Annotated in this window: 22 protein-coding genes; 20 read left to right on the forward strand and 2 right to left on the reverse strand. The window is 64.8% G+C overall.

Annotated features, from left to right (window positions below; all coding sequences use genetic code 11):
* Positions 1-8 precede the first annotated feature (8 nt).
* The 15 genes from tsf (at position 9) to BGP17_RS03080 (ending at position 12753) form a co-directional block, all read left to right on the forward strand.
* Positions 9-878 carry a translation elongation factor Ts gene (gene tsf, locus BGP17_RS03010; protein WP_286710960.1) on the forward strand — a complete coding sequence of 290 codons (870 nt, stop codon included), beginning with the start codon at positions 9-11 and terminating at the stop codon, positions 876-878.
* Between the two features lie 90 nt (positions 879-968).
* Positions 969-1469 (forward strand): hypothetical protein, encoded by a 501-nt coding sequence (locus BGP17_RS03015; protein WP_286710961.1) that lies wholly within the window; start codon positions 969-971, stop codon positions 1467-1469.
* Positions 1470-1533: 64 nt separating this feature from the next.
* Entirely contained in the window at positions 1534-1941 is a 408-nt protein-coding gene (locus BGP17_RS03020; protein WP_137863931.1) for a hypothetical protein, read from the forward strand.
* 83 nt (positions 1942-2024) lie between these two features.
* Positions 2025-2756: a UMP kinase gene (gene pyrH, locus BGP17_RS03025; RefSeq protein ID WP_086129887.1), complete on the forward strand. Its 732-nt coding sequence runs from the start codon at positions 2025-2027 to the stop codon at positions 2754-2756.
* A gap of 16 nt (positions 2757-2772) precedes the next feature.
* Positions 2773-3330: a ribosome recycling factor gene (gene frr / locus BGP17_RS03030; protein WP_086129886.1), complete on the forward strand. Its 558-nt coding sequence runs from the start codon at positions 2773-2775 to the stop codon at positions 3328-3330.
* 157 nt (positions 3331-3487) lie between these two features.
* Positions 3488-4219 carry an isoprenyl transferase gene (locus tag BGP17_RS03035; RefSeq protein WP_167299435.1) on the forward strand — a complete coding sequence of 244 codons (732 nt, stop codon included), beginning with the start codon at positions 3488-3490 and terminating at the stop codon, positions 4217-4219.
* Entirely contained in the window at positions 4216-4995 is a 780-nt protein-coding gene (locus BGP17_RS03040; RefSeq protein WP_167299098.1) for a phosphatidate cytidylyltransferase, read from the forward strand. The genes BGP17_RS03035 and BGP17_RS03040 overlap by 4 nt, the downstream gene beginning before the upstream one ends.
* The gene (gene dxr, locus BGP17_RS03045) at positions 4992-6152 is read left to right on the forward strand and encodes a 1-deoxy-D-xylulose-5-phosphate reductoisomerase (RefSeq protein WP_286710962.1); all 1161 of its coding nucleotides are present in this window, start codon (positions 4992-4994) and stop codon (positions 6150-6152) included. The genes BGP17_RS03040 and dxr overlap by 4 nt, the downstream gene beginning before the upstream one ends.
* Entirely contained in the window at positions 6149-7282 is a 1134-nt protein-coding gene (locus BGP17_RS03050) for a M50 family metallopeptidase (protein ID WP_167299096.1), read from the forward strand. The genes dxr and BGP17_RS03050 overlap by 4 nt, the downstream gene beginning before the upstream one ends.
* 69 nt (positions 7283-7351) lie before the next feature.
* Positions 7352-10120, forward strand: a complete 2769-nt coding sequence (gene bamA, locus BGP17_RS03055) for an outer membrane protein assembly factor BamA (RefSeq protein ID WP_208413444.1) — start codon at positions 7352-7354, stop codon at positions 10118-10120.
* Positions 10120-10884: an OmpH family outer membrane protein gene (locus BGP17_RS03060; RefSeq protein WP_286710963.1), complete on the forward strand. Its 765-nt coding sequence runs from the start codon at positions 10120-10122 to the stop codon at positions 10882-10884. Before bamA ends, BGP17_RS03060 begins: the two co-directional genes overlap by 1 nt.
* On the forward strand, positions 10881-11375 hold the full coding sequence (gene fabZ, locus BGP17_RS03065; protein WP_286710964.1) for a 3-hydroxyacyl-ACP dehydratase FabZ: 495 nt from the start codon (positions 10881-10883) through the stop codon (positions 11373-11375). Before BGP17_RS03060 ends, fabZ begins: the two co-directional genes overlap by 4 nt.
* A gap of 135 nt (positions 11376-11510) precedes the next feature.
* The gene (gene rpmE / locus BGP17_RS03070) at positions 11511-11741 is read left to right on the forward strand and encodes a 50S ribosomal protein L31 (RefSeq protein WP_086130097.1); all 231 of its coding nucleotides are present in this window, start codon (positions 11511-11513) and stop codon (positions 11739-11741) included.
* Between the two features lie 67 nt (positions 11742-11808).
* Positions 11809-12135, forward strand: coding sequence for a PilZ domain-containing protein (locus BGP17_RS03075; RefSeq protein WP_167299095.1), 327 nt, complete (start codon positions 11809-11811; stop codon positions 12133-12135).
* A gap of 141 nt (positions 12136-12276) precedes the next feature.
* Entirely contained in the window at positions 12277-12753 is a 477-nt protein-coding gene (locus tag BGP17_RS03080; RefSeq protein WP_286710965.1) for a hypothetical protein, read from the forward strand.
* Positions 12754-12786: 33 nt separating this feature from the next.
* Here the strand turns inward: BGP17_RS03080 and BGP17_RS03085 are convergent, their stop codons facing one another.
* Positions 12787-13518 (reverse strand): hypothetical protein, encoded by a 732-nt coding sequence (locus tag BGP17_RS03085; protein ID WP_286710966.1) that lies wholly within the window; start codon positions 13516-13518, stop codon positions 12787-12789.
* 226 nt (positions 13519-13744) lie between these two features.
* Here BGP17_RS03085 and BGP17_RS03090 point away from each other — a divergent pair, with 226 nt between their 5' ends.
* The 3 genes from BGP17_RS03090 to BGP17_RS03100 all read left to right on the forward strand — a co-directional run bounded on the left by BGP17_RS03090 (position 13745) and on the right by BGP17_RS03100 (position 17855).
* Positions 13745-15016, forward strand: coding sequence for a tyrosine-type recombinase/integrase (locus tag BGP17_RS03090; protein ID WP_286710967.1), 1272 nt, complete (start codon positions 13745-13747; stop codon positions 15014-15016).
* A 381-nt stretch (positions 15017-15397) separates the two neighbouring features.
* Positions 15398-15652 carry a helix-turn-helix transcriptional regulator gene (locus tag BGP17_RS03095; RefSeq protein ID WP_286710968.1) on the forward strand — a complete coding sequence of 85 codons (255 nt, stop codon included), beginning with the start codon at positions 15398-15400 and terminating at the stop codon, positions 15650-15652.
* 217 nt (positions 15653-15869) lie between these two features.
* A complete protein-coding gene (locus BGP17_RS03100) occupies positions 15870-17855 on the forward strand; it encodes an AAA family ATPase (RefSeq protein WP_286710969.1) in 1986 nt (661 codons plus the stop codon).
* 465 nt (positions 17856-18320) lie between these two features.
* Here the strand turns inward: BGP17_RS03100 and BGP17_RS03105 are convergent, their stop codons facing one another.
* Entirely contained in the window at positions 18321-18539 is a 219-nt protein-coding gene (locus BGP17_RS03105) for a helix-turn-helix domain-containing protein (protein WP_286710970.1), read from the reverse strand.
* A 100-nt stretch (positions 18540-18639) separates the two neighbouring features.
* Here BGP17_RS03105 and BGP17_RS03110 point away from each other — a divergent pair, with 100 nt between their 5' ends.
* Positions 18640-19137, forward strand: a complete 498-nt coding sequence (locus BGP17_RS03110; protein ID WP_286710971.1) for a PH domain-containing protein — start codon at positions 18640-18642, stop codon at positions 19135-19137.
* A complete protein-coding gene (locus BGP17_RS03115; RefSeq protein ID WP_286710972.1) occupies positions 19124-19573 on the forward strand; it encodes a hypothetical protein in 450 nt (149 codons plus the stop codon). Before BGP17_RS03110 ends, BGP17_RS03115 begins: the two co-directional genes overlap by 14 nt.
* Positions 19574-19644: the final 71 nt, after the last annotated feature.

The following is a 19644-nucleotide window of genomic DNA, read 5'->3' on the forward strand; positions in this document are numbered from 1 at the left end:
GCGCCGGCATGATGGACTGCAAGAAGGCGCTGACCGAGACCAATGGCGACCTCGAGGCCGCCAGCGACTGGCTGCGCTCGAAGGGCCTGGCCGCCGCTGCCAAGAAGTCGAGCCGCACCGCGGCCGAGGGCCTGGTCGGCGTCGCCGTCGCCGGCACCAAGGGCGTGGCCGTCGAGGTCAATTCGCAGACCGATTTCGTCGCCAAGAACGAAATCTTCCAGACCTTCGTGCGGGACGTGACGTCGGTCGCGCTCGAGCTGGGCGACGATATCGAGGTGATCAAGGCGGCGCCGCTGCCGGCCGGCAGCGTCGAGGAAGTGCTGACCAACAACATCTCGACGATCGGCGAGAACCAGGTCCTGCGCCGCGCCAAGCTGGTGCAGGTGTCGCAGGGCGCGGTGATCCCGTACGTCCATAACGCCGCGGCACCGGGGCTGGGCAAGATCGGCGTGCTCGTCGCGCTCGAGAGCGATGCCGGCGTCGACGTGCTCGAGCCGCTGGGCAAGCAGGTCGCGATGCACATCGCGGCGGCCTTCCCGCTGGCGCTCGACGAGACCGGCCTCGACCAGGAGACGCTGGAGCGCGAGCGCGCGATCGCCAAGGAGAAGGCGGCCGAGAGCGGCAAGCCGGCCGACATCATCGACAAGATGGTCGAAGGCGCGGTGAAGAAGTTCGCCAAGGAGAACGCGCTGCTCAGCCAGCTGTTCGTCATGGACGGCAAGACCCCGATCGCGGACGTGATCGCCAAGGCCGGCAAGGATGCCGGTTCGTCGATCGTGCTCAAGGACTATGTCCGCTTCCAGCTCGGCGAAGGCATCGAGAAGGAAGAGAGCGACTTCGCCGCCGAAGTGGCCGCGACGGCGGGCCTCACCAAGTAAGGTCTTCCCGGACCTGAATGCGCGGGCGCGGCATCCCAGGGGTGCCGCGCCCGTTTGCGTTTGGCGCGCGCCTCGTGCAGCTTGGCGCGCATGCGGGGGTTCGGGATCAAGACGCGGATCGTGCTGGTGGGGGCGATCGTCCTGATCCTGCTCGGCTATGGCTGGTGGTTCCTGGCGGCGGGCAAGGTCGCAGCGCCCGATACCGAGTTCGAGATCACCAATTTCTCGGCCGAGCTCACGCCGGGACGGGAAGCGGCGGAGCTGGCGAAGCTTCCCATGTTCGATCCGGCGACGGGCGGCTGGATCGCCGACGGCAGGCGGCAAGCCTCGGCCGCCGGGTTGGTCCGGCCGCAACCGGGTCCGCGGGGGCCGGACGATATCGGTCCCTATCTGACCGCACGCCTTCCGGACGGCGCCGGGAAGCGGGAGATGCAGATAGCGATGCGCGCGCTGGCGCGCGAGGGAATATGCCAGGTGGCGTTTCTCGTCCCGGGTGCGGAGGCCGTGCCGGTCATCCGGATCCGCCGCGTCGCGGACGGGCGCGGCGGCACGATCGCCTGCACGGCCGCGCGCAACTCGGCCGCGCGCTGAGCCCCCGTCGACTCGCGGCGCCCGGCGTGCGAATTTGCCTAGATCGGGGGCGGGGAGGTTCGGGATGCGGCATCGTTCGGAAACCGCGCTGGCGGTCATCACCCTGTTCGCCGCCGCGACGCATTTCACGCTGGAGACCTGGTATCATCTCATTTGGGGCCAGCCGCTCCAGGCGCTGCTGGTGGACTATATCTGCAACGCGCTGATGCTGCTCGGCGGCTTCGCGTCGCTGACCGCCCGGCCGGGAAGCGCGGCGGGGCTGCTGGCGGCGGGCTGGGCCTATGCGCTCGGCTTTGGCTGGCGCAGCGTGTTCGGGCGGCTGGAGGCGATGTCCTATGGCATCCGCGCACCCAATGGCGAGCCGACCGGAGCGATCGTCGTCGCGCTGATCGCGGCGCTGAGCCTGGTCGCGGCGATGCTGCTCTGGGGGCTGGCGCTCGCATGGCGGCAGAGTCGTCAAAGCGGCGGATAACCGGCATCTGAGCGCTTGTTACAGTCGGCGGCCTCCTCTAGGGTCCGCGCCGCTCCCAGTATCCGTCGTAACCAAAGGCTCCGATGACCGCTCCCCGATTCAAACGCATCCTCCTCAAACTCTCGGGCGAGGTCCTGATGGGGCAGGGACAGTTCGGCATCGACCCGGACACCTGCGAGCGCGTTGCGCTCGAAGTGAAGGATGCCAAGGAGAGCGGCCTCGAGATCTGCATGGTCGTCGGTGGCGGCAACATCTTTCGCGGGCTCGCCGGCGCGGCGCAGGGCTTCGATCGCGCCTCGGCCGACTATATGGGCATGCTCGCCACGGTGATGAACGCGCTGGCAATGCAGAACGCGCTCGAGAAGATCGGCGTGGACACGCGCGTCCAGTCGGCGATCCCGATGGCGTCGGTCTGCGAGCCCTATATCCGCCGCCGCGCCGAGCGGCACATGGAGAAGGGCCGCGTGGTCCTGTTCGCGGCAGGCACCGGCCTGCCGTTCTTCACCACCGACACCACGGCGGCGTTGCGCGCGGCCGAGATGCAGTGCGATGCGCTGTTCAAGGGCACTTCGGTGGACGGCGTCTATGATGCCGATCCCAAGAAGGTGAAGACGGCGAAGCGCTACGATACGTTGAGCTACGACCGTGTCCTTGCGGACAATCTGAAGGTGATGGATGCGTCCGCCGTCGCGCTGTGCCGCGACAACGACATTCCGATCGTCGTGTTCAACATCCGCGATGCCGGCAACCTCACCCGCGTGCTGCGCGGTGAAGGCACGTCGACGATCGTTCAGAACGAACCCCAATTCGCATAGATAAGAGGAGCCGATAATGGCCGCATACGACAAGGCCGACCTCGAGCGCCGCATGCACGGCGCGGTGGAGTCGCTGAAGCATGACCTGGCGGGGCTGCGCACCGGCCGCGCGAGCGCGACGCTGCTCGATCCGGTGACGGTCGAGGTATATGGCGCGCACATGCCGATCAACCAGGTGGCCACCGTCTCGGCGCCCGAGCCGCGCCTGCTCTCGGTGCAGGTATGGGACAAGACCAATGTCGGCCCGGTGGACAAGGCGATCCGCTCGGCGGGCCTCGGCCTCAATCCGATCGTCGACGGCCAGACGCTGCGCCTGCCGATCCCGGACCTGACCGAGGAGCGCCGCAAGGAGCTCGCCAAGCTCGCCAGCCAATATGCCGAAAAGGCCCGCATCGCGGTGCGCAACGTGCGCCGCGACGGCAATGACAGCCTCAAGGCCGACGAGAAGAAGGGGCTGTTCGGCGAGGACGACCGCAAGCGCCACGAGACCGAAGTGCAGAAGCTGACCGACAGCACCATCGCCGACATCGACGCGGCGGCGAGCGCCAAGGAAAAGGAAATCCTGGGCAAGTGAGCCTGGCTTCCGCCTTTTCCTCGTCTTTTCCCGTCACCTCCGCGAAAGCGGGGGGCCATCTCTCCGGCGGGCCTGTCACACAACGGCTGTTGTGCGACGCGGCGCCGGCAGAAGATGGATCCCCGCTTTCGCGAGAGTGACGGTGGTGGTTCGCACGATGGCCGCCAAGCCTGTTCCCGCGTCGGAAGGCGCCGCGCCGCCGCGCCATGTCGCCATCATCATGGACGGCAACGGGCGCTGGGCGAAGAAGCGCCTGCTGCCGCGCATCGCCGGGCACAAGCAGGGCGTCGAGGCGGTGCGGCGCATCAGCCGCGCCGCGCGCAAGCTCGGCATCGAGGTGCTGACGCTCTATGCCTTCTCCTCGGAGAATTGGCGGCGGCCGGAAGAGGAGGTCCGCGACCTGATGGGCCTGCTCCGCCACTTCCTGGCGAGCGAGCTGGACGAGCTGGTGTCCGAAGGCGTGAAGCTCCGCGTGATCGGTGCGTGGCGAAGGCTGTCGCCCGATCTGGTCGCGCTGATCGACGGGGCGATCGCGCGCACCGCGGGCAATCCGGGGCCGACGCTGGTGATCGCGCTCAACTATGGCGCCCAGGCCGAGCTGGCCGAAGCGGCGCGGACGCTTGCCGAGAAGGCGAAGACGGGTGAGATCGATCCTGCGGACATCGACGAGAAGGCGTTCGAGGCGGCGCTCGACACCGGCGACCTGCCGCCGCTCGACCTGCTGATCCGCACTTCGGGCGAGCAGCGCCTGTCGAATTTCCTGCTCTGGCAGGCGGCCTATGCCGAGTTCCTGTTCGTCGACACGCTCTGGCCGGATTTCGACGAGGACGCGCTGGCCGGGGCGCTCGCGCAATATGGCCGGCGTCAGCGGCGCTTCGGGGGCTTGTGAGCAAGACCGGTTCCGAGCTCGCCACCCGGCTGGGCGTCGCCTTCGTGCTGATCGGCCTGGCCTTTGCCGCGCTCTATGCGGGGGGGCTGGGCTTCTGGCTGGTGGTCAGCGTCGCCGGCGTGCTGATGATGGGCGAATGGGCGCTGCTCGCGGGCGCGAATTTCCGGGGCAAGCGGCTCGCCCAATATGCGGTCTCCGTCCCGCTCGCCGCGATGGCGCCAGAACTTGCGGCCGGGCCGGGTTTCCTGGCGCTGGGGCTGATCATCGGCGCCTTCTTCTTCCTGATGATCGTCACGAAGCGCGCGCAACTGGCATTCGGCGCCTTCTATGTCGGCCTGCCGATCCTCGCGCTGGTGCTGCTCCGCGAGCAGCCCGGGCATGGCCTGCTGCTCACCTTCTGGGCGATGGCGCTGGTCTGGGCGTGCGACAGCGCCGCCTATTTTGCCGGCCGCGCGATCGGCGGGCCCAGGCTCGCCCCGGCGATCAGCCCGAACAAGACCTGGGCCGGGTTCCTGGGCGGGATCGCGGGCGCGACTCTGTTCGCCTTCGTGCTGGTCTGGCTTTGCGGCCTGCCGGCCGCGCTTGCCTGGGCGACGCCGGTGCTCGCGGTGCTCGCGCAGCTCGGCGACCTGTTCGAGAGCCATTTGAAGCGCGTGGCCGGCGTGAAGGATTCGGGTAACCTGCTGCCCGGCCATGGGGGCATGCTCGATCGGCTGGACGGGCTGGTCGCGACTGCGCCGGTGGCGGCCTTGCTGGTGCTTTGGCTGGTCCGATGAGGCGCAGCGTCACGATCCTGGGCGCTACCGGATCGGTGGGCGGCTCGACGCTCGACCTGATCGAGCGCGAACCCGAGCGATTCGAAGTGATCGCGCTTACCGCCAATTGCGATGTCGAAAAGCTTGCCGCCGCCGCGATCCGCACCGGCGCGCGCCATGCGGTGGTTGCCGACGAAAGCTGCCTGCCGGCGCTCCGCGCGCGGCTGGCGGGGACGGGGATCGCTGCGGCAGGCGGCCCGCGGGCGGTCTGCGAGGCGGCTCGCATGGGCGCCGACTGGACGATGGCGGCGATCGTCGGGCTCGCGGGCCTGGGTTCCGCGATGGCGGCGATCGAGGGCGGCGGCACGGTGGTGCTCGCCAACAAGGAGCCCCTGGTCTCGGCCGGCGATCTGGTGACTGCGGCGGCACGACGCCACGGCGCCACGATCCTGCCCGCCGATTCGGAGCATAATGCCATCTACCAATGCTTCGATTTCGCCCGGCCGGAGCGAGTCAGGCGGATCATCCTGACCGCGAGCGGCGGCCCGTTCCGCGATTGGGACGTCGCGGCGATGCGCGGCGTGACTCCGGCCCAGGCCTGCGCGCATCCCAACTGGTCGATGGGTGCCAAGATCTCGGTCGATTCGGCGACGATGATGAACAAGGGACTCGAGCTGATCGAGGCTGCGCGGCTGTTTCCCGTGGCGAATGAGGCGCTGGAGATTCTTGTGCACCGCCAGTCGGTTATCCACTCGATGGTGGAATATGTCGACGGTTCGGTGCTCGCGCAGATGGGCCCGTCGGACATGCGCGTGCCGATCGCGCACACGCTCGCCTGGCCCGACCGGATGGCGACGCCGATGCCGCCGCTCGACTTTGTGGCGATGGCAAGGCTGGACTTCGCGGCGCCCGATCCCGTGCGCTTCCCGGCATTGCGGCTGGCGCGCGAGGCGCTGGAGGCCGGGGGCGCCCGCCCGGCGATCCTGAATGCCGCCAATGAAGTGGCGGTGGCCGCCTTCCTTGCGGGCCGTCTCAACTTTCTTGAAATTGCCGCAATCTCTGCCGATACGCTTGATCGCTATGACCCGGTCGCTCCGGAAAGCCTCGAAGCCGTTTGGGCAATCGACGCCGAGGCTAGGCGGATCGCGGGCGAGCGTGTGAAGGACGGCGTCGCTTGATTCAAAATCCCGGCATCCTGGTCACCATATTCGCATTCATGCTGGTGCTGGGGCCGCTCGTGTTCCTGCACGAGCTGGGCCATTACCTCGCGGGGCGCTGGTTCGGCGTGAAGGCCGAGGAGTTCTCGATCGGCTTCGGCCGCGAGGTGGCCGGCTTCACCGACCGGCGCGGGACGCGCTGGAAGTTCGGCTGGCTGCCCCTGGGCGGCTATGTCCGTTTCGCCGGCGACATGAACCCGGCCAGCCAGCCTTCGCCCGAATGGCTCTCGCTGCCGGCGCAGCAGCGCGCGCAGACCTTCCAGGCCAAGCCGCTCTGGCAGCGCGCGATCATCGTCGCCGCCGGGCCGATCATGAACTTCCTCGTCGCGATCGCGATCCTGGGTGCCTTCGCGGTCGCGTTCGGACAGAATGTCACGCCGCCCGTGGTCGGCCGGATCGATCCGGCCGGGGCCGCGGCGCATGCGGGGCTGCAGGCGGGCGACCGGATCGCCACGCTCGACGGGCGGCGGATCGACGATTTCCGCGATCTCCAGCTCTTCACCGCGCTGCGCGCCGGCGAGACCGTGACCATCGCCTTCGTGCGGGACGGGCAGGAGCGGAGCGTCGCCGCCACGATCGGCACGCTCAAGGAAAAGGATCGCTTCGGCAACATCTCCACGCGCGGCGTGCTCGGCTTCTACGGCGTCAGGCCGGTGATGCAGCCGGTGGCGCTCTGGGAAGCGCCGGTGGTGGGGCTGACGCAGACCATCGACATCGTGCGCACCACGGTGGAAGGGCTGAAGCGCATCATTCTCGGCCGCATCCCCGTGAGCGAGCTGGGCGGGCCGCTGAAGATCGCCCAGGTCTCGGGCCAGAGTCTCGCGATGGGACCGCTCGAACTGGTGTATCTGATCGCGCTGATTTCGATTAATCTGGGATTCATCAACCTGTTGCCAGTCCCGGTGCTGGATGGCGGCCATCTTCTGTTCTACGCAGTGGAAGCCGTTCGCCGCCGCCCGGTGGAGCCGCAGGTGATGGAATGGGCCTATCGTGGCGGTTTGGTCGCAATTCTCGCGCTCATGCTGTTCGTTACGTTCAACGATCTCGGCGCGTTCGGCGTGTGGAGAAGTCTGGCCGGGTTGATCGGCTGATGTGGTTCGTGCAGGGCGGTGCAAGCCGCGTGGCTGACGGCCGGGTATTTTGATTCCGACTGGGGTGGGATGGTGACTGCGATCAAGGCAACGAAAATCGGCGCGCGCGCCACGGCGACCCTCCTCGCGGGCACCATGCTCTCGGGCATGGCGGCCGCACAGACTGCGCCCCAGACGGCTCCGGCCGCCGCGCCCCCGGCAGCACAGGCCGCTCCGGCTCCCGCTGTTCCCGCCCCGGTGACGCGCACGATCAAGTCGATCCGCGTCCAGGGCTCGCAGCGGATCGAGTCCGAGACGGTGATGAGCTACACGCGTCTGCGCGTGGGCGACGCCTATACCAACGAGACGATCGACCAGGCGATCAAGGACCTGCTCGCTTCCGAGCTGCTCGCCGATGTGACGATCGAAGGCGTCGAGACCGGCGACCTGGTGATCCGCATCCGCGAGAACCCGGTGATCAACCGCGTGATCTACGAGGGCAACAAGCGGCTCAAGGAAGACAAGATCAAGAAGGAAGTGAAGCTGGCGCCGCGCCAGATCTTCACCCGCACGGCCGTGCGCGCCGACGTGGCGCGCATCATCGAACTGTATCGCCGCCAGGGCCGGTTCGCCGCCGTGGTCGAGCCGAAGATGGTCAGCCTCGACCAGAATCGCGTCGACGTGATCTTCGAGGTCCATGAAGGGCCGAAGTCCAAGGTCCGCCAGATCAACATCATCGGCAACACCGTGTTCTCCGACAGCAAGCTGCGCGGCGAGATGGCGACCAAGGTGGCGAGCCTCACCCACCTGATGAGCTCGAACACGAGCTACGACCAGGATCGCCTGGCCTATGACCAGCAGAAGCTGCGCCAGTTCTACCTGACCAACGGCTATGCCGATTTCCGCGTGATCTCGGCCGTGGCCGAGCTGACGCCGGACAAGAAGGACTTCATCATCACTTACGTGGTGGAGGAAGGCCCGCGCTACAAGTTCGGCCCGGTGAGCGTCGACAGCGCGATCCGCGACTTCGACGACAAGAAGCTCGCCGCCGCGCTGAGCATCAAGGAAGGCGACTGGTACAACGCCAAGGCCGTGGAAGACACGGTCGAGCAGCTGAGCGAGACCGCCGGCATCGCGGGCTATGCCTTTGCCGATGTGCGCCCCGAGTTCCAGCGTGACAAGGACACGCTGACCATGGCGATGAACTTCCACATCGCGGAAGCCAATCGCACCTATATCGAGCGCATCGACATCACCGGCAACCGCCAGACCCAGGACAAGGTGATCCGCCGCGAGTTCCGCGTGGCCGAAGGCGACGCCTTCAACACCTTCCTGGTCAAGCGTTCGCAGGACCGCATCAACTCGCTCGGCTATTTCCAGGACAAGTTCGAGGTCGAGCGGGTCGAGGGCTCGGCGCCGGATCGCATCGTGCTCAAGGCCAATGTGGAAGAGCGCGCCAATGGCGAGCTGACGCTGTCGGCGGGCTTTTCGAGCCTCGAGCAGTTCATCCTCCAGGCCTCGATCCGTCAGCGCAACTTCCGCGGCATGGGCCAGACGGTGTCCGCCTCGGTCGACTATTCGACCTATTCCAAGTCGGTGGAGCTGGGATTCACCGAGCCCTATCTGTTCGACAAGAACATCGCGCTGGGCGGCACGATCTTCCGCCGCGACTATAACGCGTTCAACTATATCGGTTCGGACCGCTCGACGACCTACAGCCAGGTTTCGACCGGCTTCCAGATCGTCGCCGGCGTGCCGCTGACCGAATATTGGACGCTGTCGGGCCGCTATTATCTCGCCCAGGACAATGTGACGCTCGACAAGGCGAGCTTCTACACCAACGGCGTCTGCGATCCGCTCAAGGCCGGCCGCTATTATTGCGAGGCGGTGGGCAATCGCATCACGTCGCTGGTCGGCCTGACGCTGACCTATGACAGCCTGAACAGCCGCATTCGTCCGACGCGCGGCCAGCGCCTGTCGGTGAGCGGCGACTTCGCCGGCCTGGCCGGCGACGTGCGCTATCTGCGCGCGCGTGCGAATGCCGACAAATACTGGAATGTCGGTGGCGGCTTCATCGCTTCGGTCTCGGCCGAGGGCGGCCTCATCCACAGCCTTGAAAAGGCGAGCGGCCCGGGCATCGATCCGGTGCGCATCACCGACCGCTTCTATCTGGGCGAGCCGCAGTTCCGCGGCTTCGACATCCGCGGCGTCGGCCCGCGCGTCCAGCGCATCAACTATACGGGCGATCCGACCGCGGGCACGCAGCTGCTGGTGACCGATCGCGACCAGATCGTCGACGATGCGATCGGCGGCAAGGCCTATTACCTCACCAAGGCCGAGCTGGAGATTCCGCTGGGCGCCGGCGCGCGCGAGATGGGCCTGCGGCCGTCGATCTTCATCATGGCGGGCAGCCTGTTCAACATCACTCGCCCGGGCAAGACGATCGAGTTCGCCCAGGCGAAGGACACCAACGGCAACCTGCTGTACAACAAGGACGGTTCGCCGACGCTGCTGCCCAAGGACAATTTCATCAAGGATCCGTCCGGCAACCAGCTCTACATCGTCAGCGCGTCCGACCCGACCAATTCGGGCGCCTATACCACCTGTAAGGTCGGCTATTCGGCGAGCGCGACTGCGCCGTGCGTCGGTACCTCTATCAACGCCATCGCCAATTCGCCGATCGCGCCCTTCTTCGAACGCTATGTCGGCGACACCGCGTCGCCGCGCCTGTCGATCGGCTTCGGCGTGAACTGGAATTCGCCCTTCGGCCCGCTGCGTATCGATGTGGCCAAGACGTTGCTCCACGCCAAGGGCGACGACACCAAGCTTGTAACCTTCAACGTAGGGACTCAATTCTGATGATTACCAAGAAGCGCATTCTCGCCGCGCTGCTCGCGGCGCCCGCCGCGCTTGTCGTCGCGGCTCCCGCGCGCGCACAGGTCAACGGCATCGCCACCGCCAGCCCGGTTCGCGTCATCGACGCCAGCAAGGCGTTCACCGCTGCCCAGCAGCAGATCCAGACCACCTACAAGGCGGCGTTCGACCAGATCAATGCCCGCCGTCAGGCTGCGCAGAAGGAAGCCGAGCCGCTCCTCGCGCAGCTCGACACCAACAAGGACAAGAAGGTCGACGACGCCGAGCTCAAGGCTGCCCAGGCCGCCAAGAACCCGGTGCTCGACAAGATCGCGGCGATCCAGAACGCGGCGAATGCCGACGTCCAGAAGCTGAGCAATCCGGCCGCCCGCGCCGAGCTGTTCGCGATCGAATCGATCCTGCGCCAGTATGAGCCCGCGCAGCTGCGCGTCGTCACCGCGCGCAAGATCGGCGTCGTGCTTTCGCCGGAAGTCTTCATGTACGCTCCCGATTCGGCCGATATCAGCGACGCGATCACCGCCGAGCTCGACAAGTCGGTGCCGACGGTGAGCATCCAGCCGCCGGCCGATTGGCAGCCGGCGCGCGAGACGCTGGCGATGCAGCAGCAGCTGGCCCAGATCGAGCAGATGCGCGCCTATCAGGCAGCGGCGCAGCAGCAGCAGCAGCAGCGCGGTGCGGGTGCCGCGCCGGCGCCGGCCGCGCCCGCGGGTGCCAAGCCGGCCGGCAACAAGCCCGCCGAGCCGCGGTGAGCGAGGACGTTTCGGCAGTCGCCGCCGCTCCGGAGAAGTCCGGGGGCCCGCTGAACATTCAGCGGGTGATGGCGGCGCTGCCGCATCGCTACCCGATGCTGCTCGTCGATCGCGTCGAGGAACTGGTCCCCGACCAGCGAATCGTCGCGATCAAGGCGGTCAGCATGAACGAGGAATTCTTCCAGGGGCATTTCCCGGGAAGGCCGATCATGCCCGGCGTCCTCCAGGTGGAGGCGCTGGCACAGGCGGCGGGCGTGCTCGCGGTGGAGAGCCTCGGCCTCGCCGGTTCGGGCAAGCTCGTCTATTTCATGTCGATCGACGGGGTGAAGTTCCGCAAGCCGGTCGAGCCCGGTTGCCTGCTCCGCCTCGAGGTCGAGTTCGTCCAGAAGCGTTCGCGCGTCTGCAAGTTCGCCGGCCGGGCGATGCTCGACGGCGAAGTCGCCACCGAATGCGAGTTCACCGCGATGATCGCGGATCCGCCTTCGGCATGAGCCAAGGGTGCCGGGGCAGGGTCCGGCATCCGGTTTCCGGCGCCGCGCAGCCCCAGGTTGCGCGGCGTCCGCGTCTCTGCTAGGCGCGCGCCTCCGCTGCCGGTCGGAAACCGGCGGCTTTCCAAGGAATTCGACGTGAAGAAAGACACTCACCCCGACTATCACATGATCAAGGTGCAGATGACCGACGGCACCGTGTACGAGACCCGCTCCACCTGGGGCAAGGAAGGCGACACGATGACCCTCGACATCGATCCGCTGGCGCACCCGGCCTGGACCGGCGGTTCGCAGCGTCTTCTCGATCAGGGTGGCCAGGTCGCGCGCTTCAACAAGCGCTTTGGCGGCCTCAACCTCGGCAAGAAGTAATTCCCTGGGCTTTCGGCGCGTTACGACGTTAACGCGCCGTTAGCCAGCCAGGGCTAGCTTGCTCGTCATGGCAAGCGCAGCACGAGCATTCGCAGCGGAATTCGAACCGGCCGAGGAACTTGGCCGGCGGCGTTCGATGCGCGCGCCCGTGTCGCTCGACGCGAAGATCGGCCGGGGCGGCCTCGATCGCGCGTTGTGCAAGGTGGTCGACGTGTCGCTGCATGGCGCCCGCATCCAGACCTATTCGCTGATCAAGGCCAGTTCGATGATCTGGCTCGCGCTGCCGGGGATCGGGCACGTCGCGGCGCGCGTCGTCTGGTCCAATGATTTCGAGGCAGGCCTCGAATTTCAGGCCGCGCTGACTCCCGAAGCTTTCGAGACACTTACGACGTAGCGACGGCATCGTGCGCCGAAAGGCGGCGCGGCGCGATTGCGTTCACCCGCAAGATAGGACATCCTCGCCCGAATTCACCTGCTGGGGAAACTGGTGATGATAAAGGGTCTGCTGCTTTGCGCGGCCGCATGTGCCGCACCCATGACGGCTAAGGCGGGCGAGAAGGACCTGCCGATCGTCCCCAATCTCAAGGCGTTGCTCGCTGCGGATGGCGTTGCGCGCACGGTCCCCGGCCGGAAGCTGGTCCGGCCGCGGCCCACGACCTTCATGCCGATCGCCTATCGCGGACTGGAGGGGGGCGGGATTCGCGCGCTGCCCACCACGTCTCTGCCGCAGGAGCCGATTCGGCTCACCACTGATTTCTCGATCGCCGAATTGCGCGCCCGGCCGCTTCGGCATCTCGCGGCGTTCGATACCGGCGCCGATGCGACCAGCGCGCGTGGCGGCAGCTGGGCAGTGTACGACATACTTTCCGACTACCGCAAACCGCGCTTCCGCCGTTCCGCGTTCAGCACGATGCTGGTGCTGCGCATCGATGGCGAGGAAGGCAGCGCGCCGCTCAGCGTGGGCGGTGGCGGGGTTGCCTCCGCCATCTGGCAGGTGATGCCGGGGAACTGACGCCCGGCGCGCCTCGGCCCGGGGGCGGGGCGCTCAGTTGGCCTTCTGCTTCTGCGCGACGAGATTGAGCACCAGGCTGGCATATTCGTTGTTCGGATCGAGCGCCTTGGCTTGGTTCGCGGCATTGGCGGCGCCCGGCATGTCGCCCAGCGCGACGAAGCCGATGCCCTTCGCCGCGATCAGATTGGCGCGGCCCGGGCCATCCATGTCGCGGTCGCCGGCAAGGAACTTGTCGATGAACGGCGCCATCTCGCCATAGGCGGAGAGGCTGAGCAGCGTTGCGACATATTCCTTGGTCAGGTCGTGCTGGTTCGGCGCGATCGCCAGCCCCTTGGCGTAGCTGGCCTTGGCGGCGGCATAATCCTCCATCTCGTACTGGATCCAGCCGACGGCATAGGCGAGGTCGGCATAATGGAGGTTGGTCAGCACGAAGTTGGAGCCGGCCGGGAAGCCGTCGATCGCGCGGCCGGCCCTGGCGGCATCGGCATAGGCGAGATACTGGTGCTCGTCATAGACGCGCACTTCCGCGCCGCAGCGCTCGGGCGCCGGCATGGTGGCGGGGAGGAGAGCGTAGCGCTTCTGCAGGATCGGGAGCAGGGCCGCGAAGCCGGGCTTGTCCTGCGCCTTCATCAGCGCGAAGGCCTTCTCGATTTCGGGCTGGGCGGCGGCGGCCCAGGCGGCCTTGTCCTCGCAGGGGCCGGCAAGGGCGGCGCCCGGCGCGAGCAACGCGATGGCGGCGATCGTTGCGAGCCAGCCCCTGTACATGCCCATGCCCCCCGGTTGTCTGGCGGAGAGGGTGGGATTCGAACCCACGGTACGCTTGCGCGCACGGCGGTTTTCAAGTTTGGGACACTCGGCCCGGCAGTAACCCGTAGTAGCACGCAGACGCCTTAAAATGCCTTATGAATCAATAATATAACCTCCTTGCAAGCTCGTGGCAGCACGTCGTAGCACTGTGCCGCGTGCTAGAAATGCGCTAGAAGGAGGTCATATGGTGAAGCTCACCAAGGCGTTTATCGACAAGGTCCAAGCGCCGGAGAAGGGTTATCAGGTCCATTGGGACGATTCGGTGAAGGGCTATGGGTTGCGGGTCGCTCCGCCACCCGACCCGGGCAAGCCGCCGCGCCGGGTGTTCATCGTCATGGGGCGGGTCGCGGGTAAGTCGATCCAGTTCACCATCGGCGCGTATGGCACCTACACTGAGGACGCCGCGCGCAAGCGGGCGCAGAAGCTGTTGCAGGACATGCGGGAGGGGATCGACCCGCGCGATGCCAAGAAGCATGACGCGGCGGTAGCGGTGACGCTCCGCGATGTAGCCGACGCCTACAAGGACCGGCCGGGCAAGCTCAAGGGTTCGAGCGCGGACGTGATCGAGCGTCACGTCACCACCACATTTGAGGCGTGGCTGTCCAAGCCCATTGCTTCCATCACCGAGGACGATGTGCGGAAGCGGTATCGCGAGATGCTGACGAAGGGTCTGCGCGGAAAGGCAGGTGCACCCGGCCAAGCAAATCAGGGGTTTGCCGTGCTGCGCGCGCTGATTAACTTCGCCAGCCGCCGCTACAAGCGCTCGGACGGGTCGCCCGTCATCACGCACAATCCGGTCGGTGCACTCAAAGACGACTGGATTCAGTTGAAACCGCGCACCAGCCGCGTCCCCGACTCCAAGGTTGGCGCGGTGTGGAACGCGCTGGAACAGTGGCGCGGCGATACGCACAACCGCGAAACCCTCGCTGCCATCGACCTTTCGATGTTCTTGCTGTTGACCGGGTGCCGCCTCAAGGAAGCCGCCTCGCTCACATGGGATCGCGTTAATCTGGAGGAGGGTTGGTTCCATCTGCCCGACCCGAAGAACCGGAATCCGGTGTGGCTCCCGTTGTCGTCGCAGGCGGTTGCGCTATTGGAATCACGGGCAAGGGTTGAAGGCAATCGGCATGTGTTCGCGTCGTGGTCGCGGTCGGGTCACATTATCGACCCGCGCGATACACGCCGGAAGATCAGCGAGGTTGCCGGAACGAAGATCATGAACCACGATCTGCGCCGGACCTACATCACCATCGGCGTGGCGAATTGCAACTTGGATTATTACAAGGTCGAGTTGCTGACCAATCACATCCCTACCGGCGTCACCGCCAAGCATTACCTCGAAACCTCGCGCCTCGACTATCTCAAGCCGGAAACCCAGCGCATTGCGGACTGGATTGAGCAGCAGGCGGCACAGGCGAGCGGCGCGAACGTGGTCCCCATGCCACAGCGCGCGTGATGCATGGTTGGGGCCGCAACAGCCGGGGTTACAGCCCCGATCGCAGCGCGCCGCCGGTGCAGGGGCGGCAACGTGCCGATCGCACCCAAACGGCTTGCTACAGCCTGTCCGCATCGTGACATAAGCATGTGCTTATCAAGAGAAAATAAGAGCTTGCGCGACTGATTGCCGGTAGCATAAGGTTTTCACCGTCACCTACGGGTGACAGCGCCGCACTGGGGCGTGCCCACGAGGAAAATTCCAGAGACGCAAGCCGGTGAGGCGTAAGGGTGAAAGCCCCCTAGGCCCCGGACACCCCCGATGCCGACTGGGGCAGGTGACGACACAAAACTCGGAGGCATGACGAACCTGCCATTGGCGGGATGCGCCGGAGTTGCGTGTATGTCTGACCTGTCTTTCGAGCAGCTTTGCGAGCTGTTCAATTATACGCCCAAAGGGCGTCCCCTTGATCCTAAGGAATGCGCCAAACTGATCGGCGTGTCCGTGGATACCCTCGAAGGATACCGAGGGCGCGGCATTCCCCTTCGCCATTTCGCTCCGCCCGGAACCCGTATCGTCCGGTATGCGGAACGCGACGTGCTGGCATGGCTGGCCACCGGGGCGCGATACAGCACCAGCGAGCAAATCGCCGCCTGATCCTTTCCTCACGAATAGCGGCAGGACCGGGCGTCCACCACGTCCTGCCGCCGGAGTATTACCGTGAACAGCAGCAGTGTAACCGAAGGCGGCAGAAGGTCGCAAACATCAACACGTGCCGAACTATTCGGGAAATTCGCGCCGAGTAAAAATTTGCCGAGTGTAGATGGCGATTGGCAGGATTTTACGCATACCCCTACCGGCAGGGAGGCGCGTCATGTCTGATTCGACCGCCGAGCGCTGGGCGCACATCCCATCTGAACTGCGTGAGCGCCCACAATGGTGCATCAGTCCTGGTCTGGATGGAGACAAGGCACCTCGTTCACTTGACGGACGCCTCGCCAGCAGCACCAATCCATCTACCTGGAGCAGCTTCGACGCCGCCTGCGCTGCGGCAGCGGAGCGCGGTTGGCATGTTGGGTTCATGCTGCATGAAACTGACCCGTTCGCCTGTATCGACCTTGATGTGAAAGACAGCACGCCAGACGCTTACCTTCAACGGCATCAACGCATTATTGCTGAGTCGGATAGCTACACGGAACTGTCCCGCTCTGGCCGAGGATGGCACGTCTTTGTCATCGGTGCCATTGGCAAAGGCAGGCGGCGCGACGCCGTGGAGGTGTATTCGCAGGAACGGTTTATCATCTGCACCGGCAATGTCGTGCATGACCGCCCTATCGCAGAGCGGCAGGCCATGCTCGCCAACATGGTGAAGCAGATGGCACCAGCAGCGCCTCCCGAAGTTGAGCTTACCGGCGATGACAATGTCGATTGGTCTGCTGCGGCACAGGCTGCGGAAGATACCGGTGAATTGGGACGCCTGTTCCGCGGCGATTGGGAAGATCGATACGAATCTCAATCTGAGGCGGACCTTGCGCTCGTCAAGCTGCTCCTGCCCATCACGGAGTCGCCGCTAGAATGCTGGCGCACATTCCGCCTCTCGAAGCTGGGTGGGCGGGAAAAGGCGAACCGGCCCGATTATGCGCGGCGAACCATAGCGCTGGCGCTTCAGCATCTTGCTAACGATGCCCTTCACTTGCAGGTCGGTGCGGATATGGCGGCGGGATTGTTCTGGCAGGGACCAGCCCCCCACAATGAGCGCCATTTCCGATTGCTGCTTGATGGAGACTTGGAGCGCCAGCCGCCATTGCGATGGCTGGTGAAGCGAGTCATTCCCGACGCGGGTATCGGCGCGATCTATGGCGATTCAGGCACGTTCAAATCGTTTCTGACGCTTGATCTACTCGCTCACATTTCAAATGGGCAGGAATGGTTTGGCCATCGCGTCAAGCAGGCTCCCGCTGTCTACGTTCCCTTCGAGGGGCAGGGCGGCGTTCCCAGTCGCGTGAAAGCATGGCGATTGGCGCAAGCGGCGCAGCGCAACCCCGAGGTGCTTATGTCCGTCGTTCCGCCCGAGGACGTGCGGACGAACATCGCTGTCATCATGGACCCGATTAACCTGCGCGAGAAAGAGGATCGGGACACTTTGGTCGGGACGTTGACGGAGAACGGCTGGGCCAGCGGCGTGATGTGTATCGACACGCTCGCTCACGCATCTGCCGGGCTGGACGAAAATAGCAGCGCCATGGCGGAAATGATTAGCATCTTCCGCGACCTGCAATTGCGCCTCGGCGGCGTCATTCTGCTCATCCACCACAGCGGCAAGGATGCTTCGAGGGGAATGCGCGGATGGTCGGGCCTTCATGCAGCGATGGACTTTGTGATCGAATGCCAGCGCGACAAGGACAGCGCGGCTCTCGCAGCTGAATTTGTGCTTACGAAGGTGAAGGACGGTACGAGCGGCGTCAGCACAAAATTCCTTTTGCAGCCGGTTCAGATCGGGATTGATGAGGACGGCGATTATATGTCGTCGCTCGTCGTTGTGCCCCCGCTGGCGGGCGATGGCGCTGATTCAGACAATCCGTTCAGGACCGAGGCGGACGACGCGGCGGAGGCAAACGATGATGATGCATTTGTGGACGAATGGGTTCGTGAGGAGGTGATGGCGGGCAAGCGTCCCACAGGTCGGTGGCTGGATGCCCAGCGGGTCCATGTTGCCGGACGCCGTAACCTGACCCAAAAGCGACTCCGCGCCGCGATTGACCGGCTGAAGGGTGTCGGTCGTTTGGAGGACACGCCGGGCGGTCCCTCGGGCGCGAAGTGGCTCCGCCCGGTCGATCTTCCCACAGGAGGCGCAGCTTGAGCCGGGTGCGTTGCAACGCGCCGAGGGGGCGTTGGGGGTGCGTTGCCCCTCTTTAACGCCACCCGAACCCGCAGGGAGCAGCAGCACCCCCAAGGGTGCGTTGCTGCGTTACCCTGTATAGGCAACGCACCATTTTCAACGCACCTTTATCGCCCGCTTTACACCGGCATTTGGCCGCCAGCGTGGGGTAGGTGCGTTGCGCACGCCGCAAGGTGCCACACAGGCCGACAGCGCCGGGCGCTGGGGCCGCGAACAGGGATTGCCGCCCCCGTGCATACCCATGCCGCGAGCCAGCGCTGTAATCGCCCATTTCGCCGCTGCGCCATGCGCCCACTTCTGGATGCAACGGCGGGTATCCAAATCAACATAAAAGAAACAGGAAATTATGCGTGCAAGCGATTGTTAGATATGACTAATGTGGAAATTAACACATTAACGCAGGATCGCTGATCTTCGCAATTCTGCCTATTTAGAAACAGCCTTGAGCAATTCGGCTGGTTCCGTGCCAAGCGCCGTTGCGATCCTAACCAGAACCAGAACGGACGGATTGCGCTTTCCGCGTTCTATGCCACCGACATAGGTCAGGTCGATCTCCGCCGCGAACGCCAGTTGCTCCTGCGTCATATCGGCGCGTTGGCGGAATCGCCTCACATTCTTTCCAACAATGGCGCGCCAGTCGTCCATCTGACGATGGATGGCGGTCGGGCATATATTCTCTAGGGAATATAGTCCCTATTAACCTGTGAGGGCTATTTGGGGGTCATGCCAGACGAAGGAGAATGCCATGGCGACCGCCGCGTTCAGGGACATAAGAGCCAACATATCATCCAGCACAATCGAGTTTCGCTCTTCGACGAAAGCCTTTCTGCTCAAGTCAGCAACCGGCTGGTTTATGATCGCAATAACGCTGCTCACCATGGGCGGGGCAGGGGTTGTGACGCTTCCCATCCTCGCCTTCAAGGTGCTGACCAATCGCACCAGCCTTTATTGGCTGGAAGGTGACCGGCTTTTCATGCGGCGCGGTATTCTCATGCGCAGCGAAGAAGAAATCGAACTCTACCGGATCAAGGACATCAAGGTCCATTTCTCGCTGGTGCAGCAATTCTTCGGTAACGGCGATCTCTCGGTCATCTCGTCCGATGCGACGGGCGTAGGCGAGGGGCGGAGAACGACCTTTCAGATCAATAATGTCGAAGATGCCCGCTCGCTGCGGGAGGAACTGCGTTCCCGTGTGGAATCTGCTCGCAGGCGTGTAGGAGTGCGTGAATATGATGTTGCGTAATCCCCGCCATATGCGAACGCTTGGAAAACTGATCGGCGTCGGGATTTTGTTTGCCGGAAGTTTGGCGCTAACCGCTCCAGCATCTGCGCAAGGTCTTTTCGGTCCGGGCAAATTCAAGATCGAGCAAACAGACGACCGATTCTCCGATGCCCCGACGATCACGTTCATGGGACTGAACAATCGTATCTCGAAAAAGTCCCCGGCTGGGGGAATCTACATCAACGGGCAGGGGCTTTATCTTGAGCCGTTAGTGATGCGGAATCGAGCGGACGGAAAGATCGCAAGGGTTGGCTTCTTCTTCCACAATGAAACGGAAATAGACACCACCTATGGATCGCCCAACAGCATCGGCGTGCCGCAGAGCATCGTATTCATAATCGACGGCTCGAAGCGGGTTTCCGCCTCGTTCGTGCAGGGAGGTGACGTGCTCCCCTGAAACTCCTCCAGTTTGAGCTAGAGTCCTTCATTGAGGAGGACGGAGATGAAGCGCAGCAGGTTTAGCGAGGA

Source organism: Sphingomonas sp. 67-41, from assembly GCF_001899725.1.
Lineage (GTDB): Bacteria > Pseudomonadota > Alphaproteobacteria > Sphingomonadales > Sphingomonadaceae > Sphingomonas > Sphingomonas leidyi.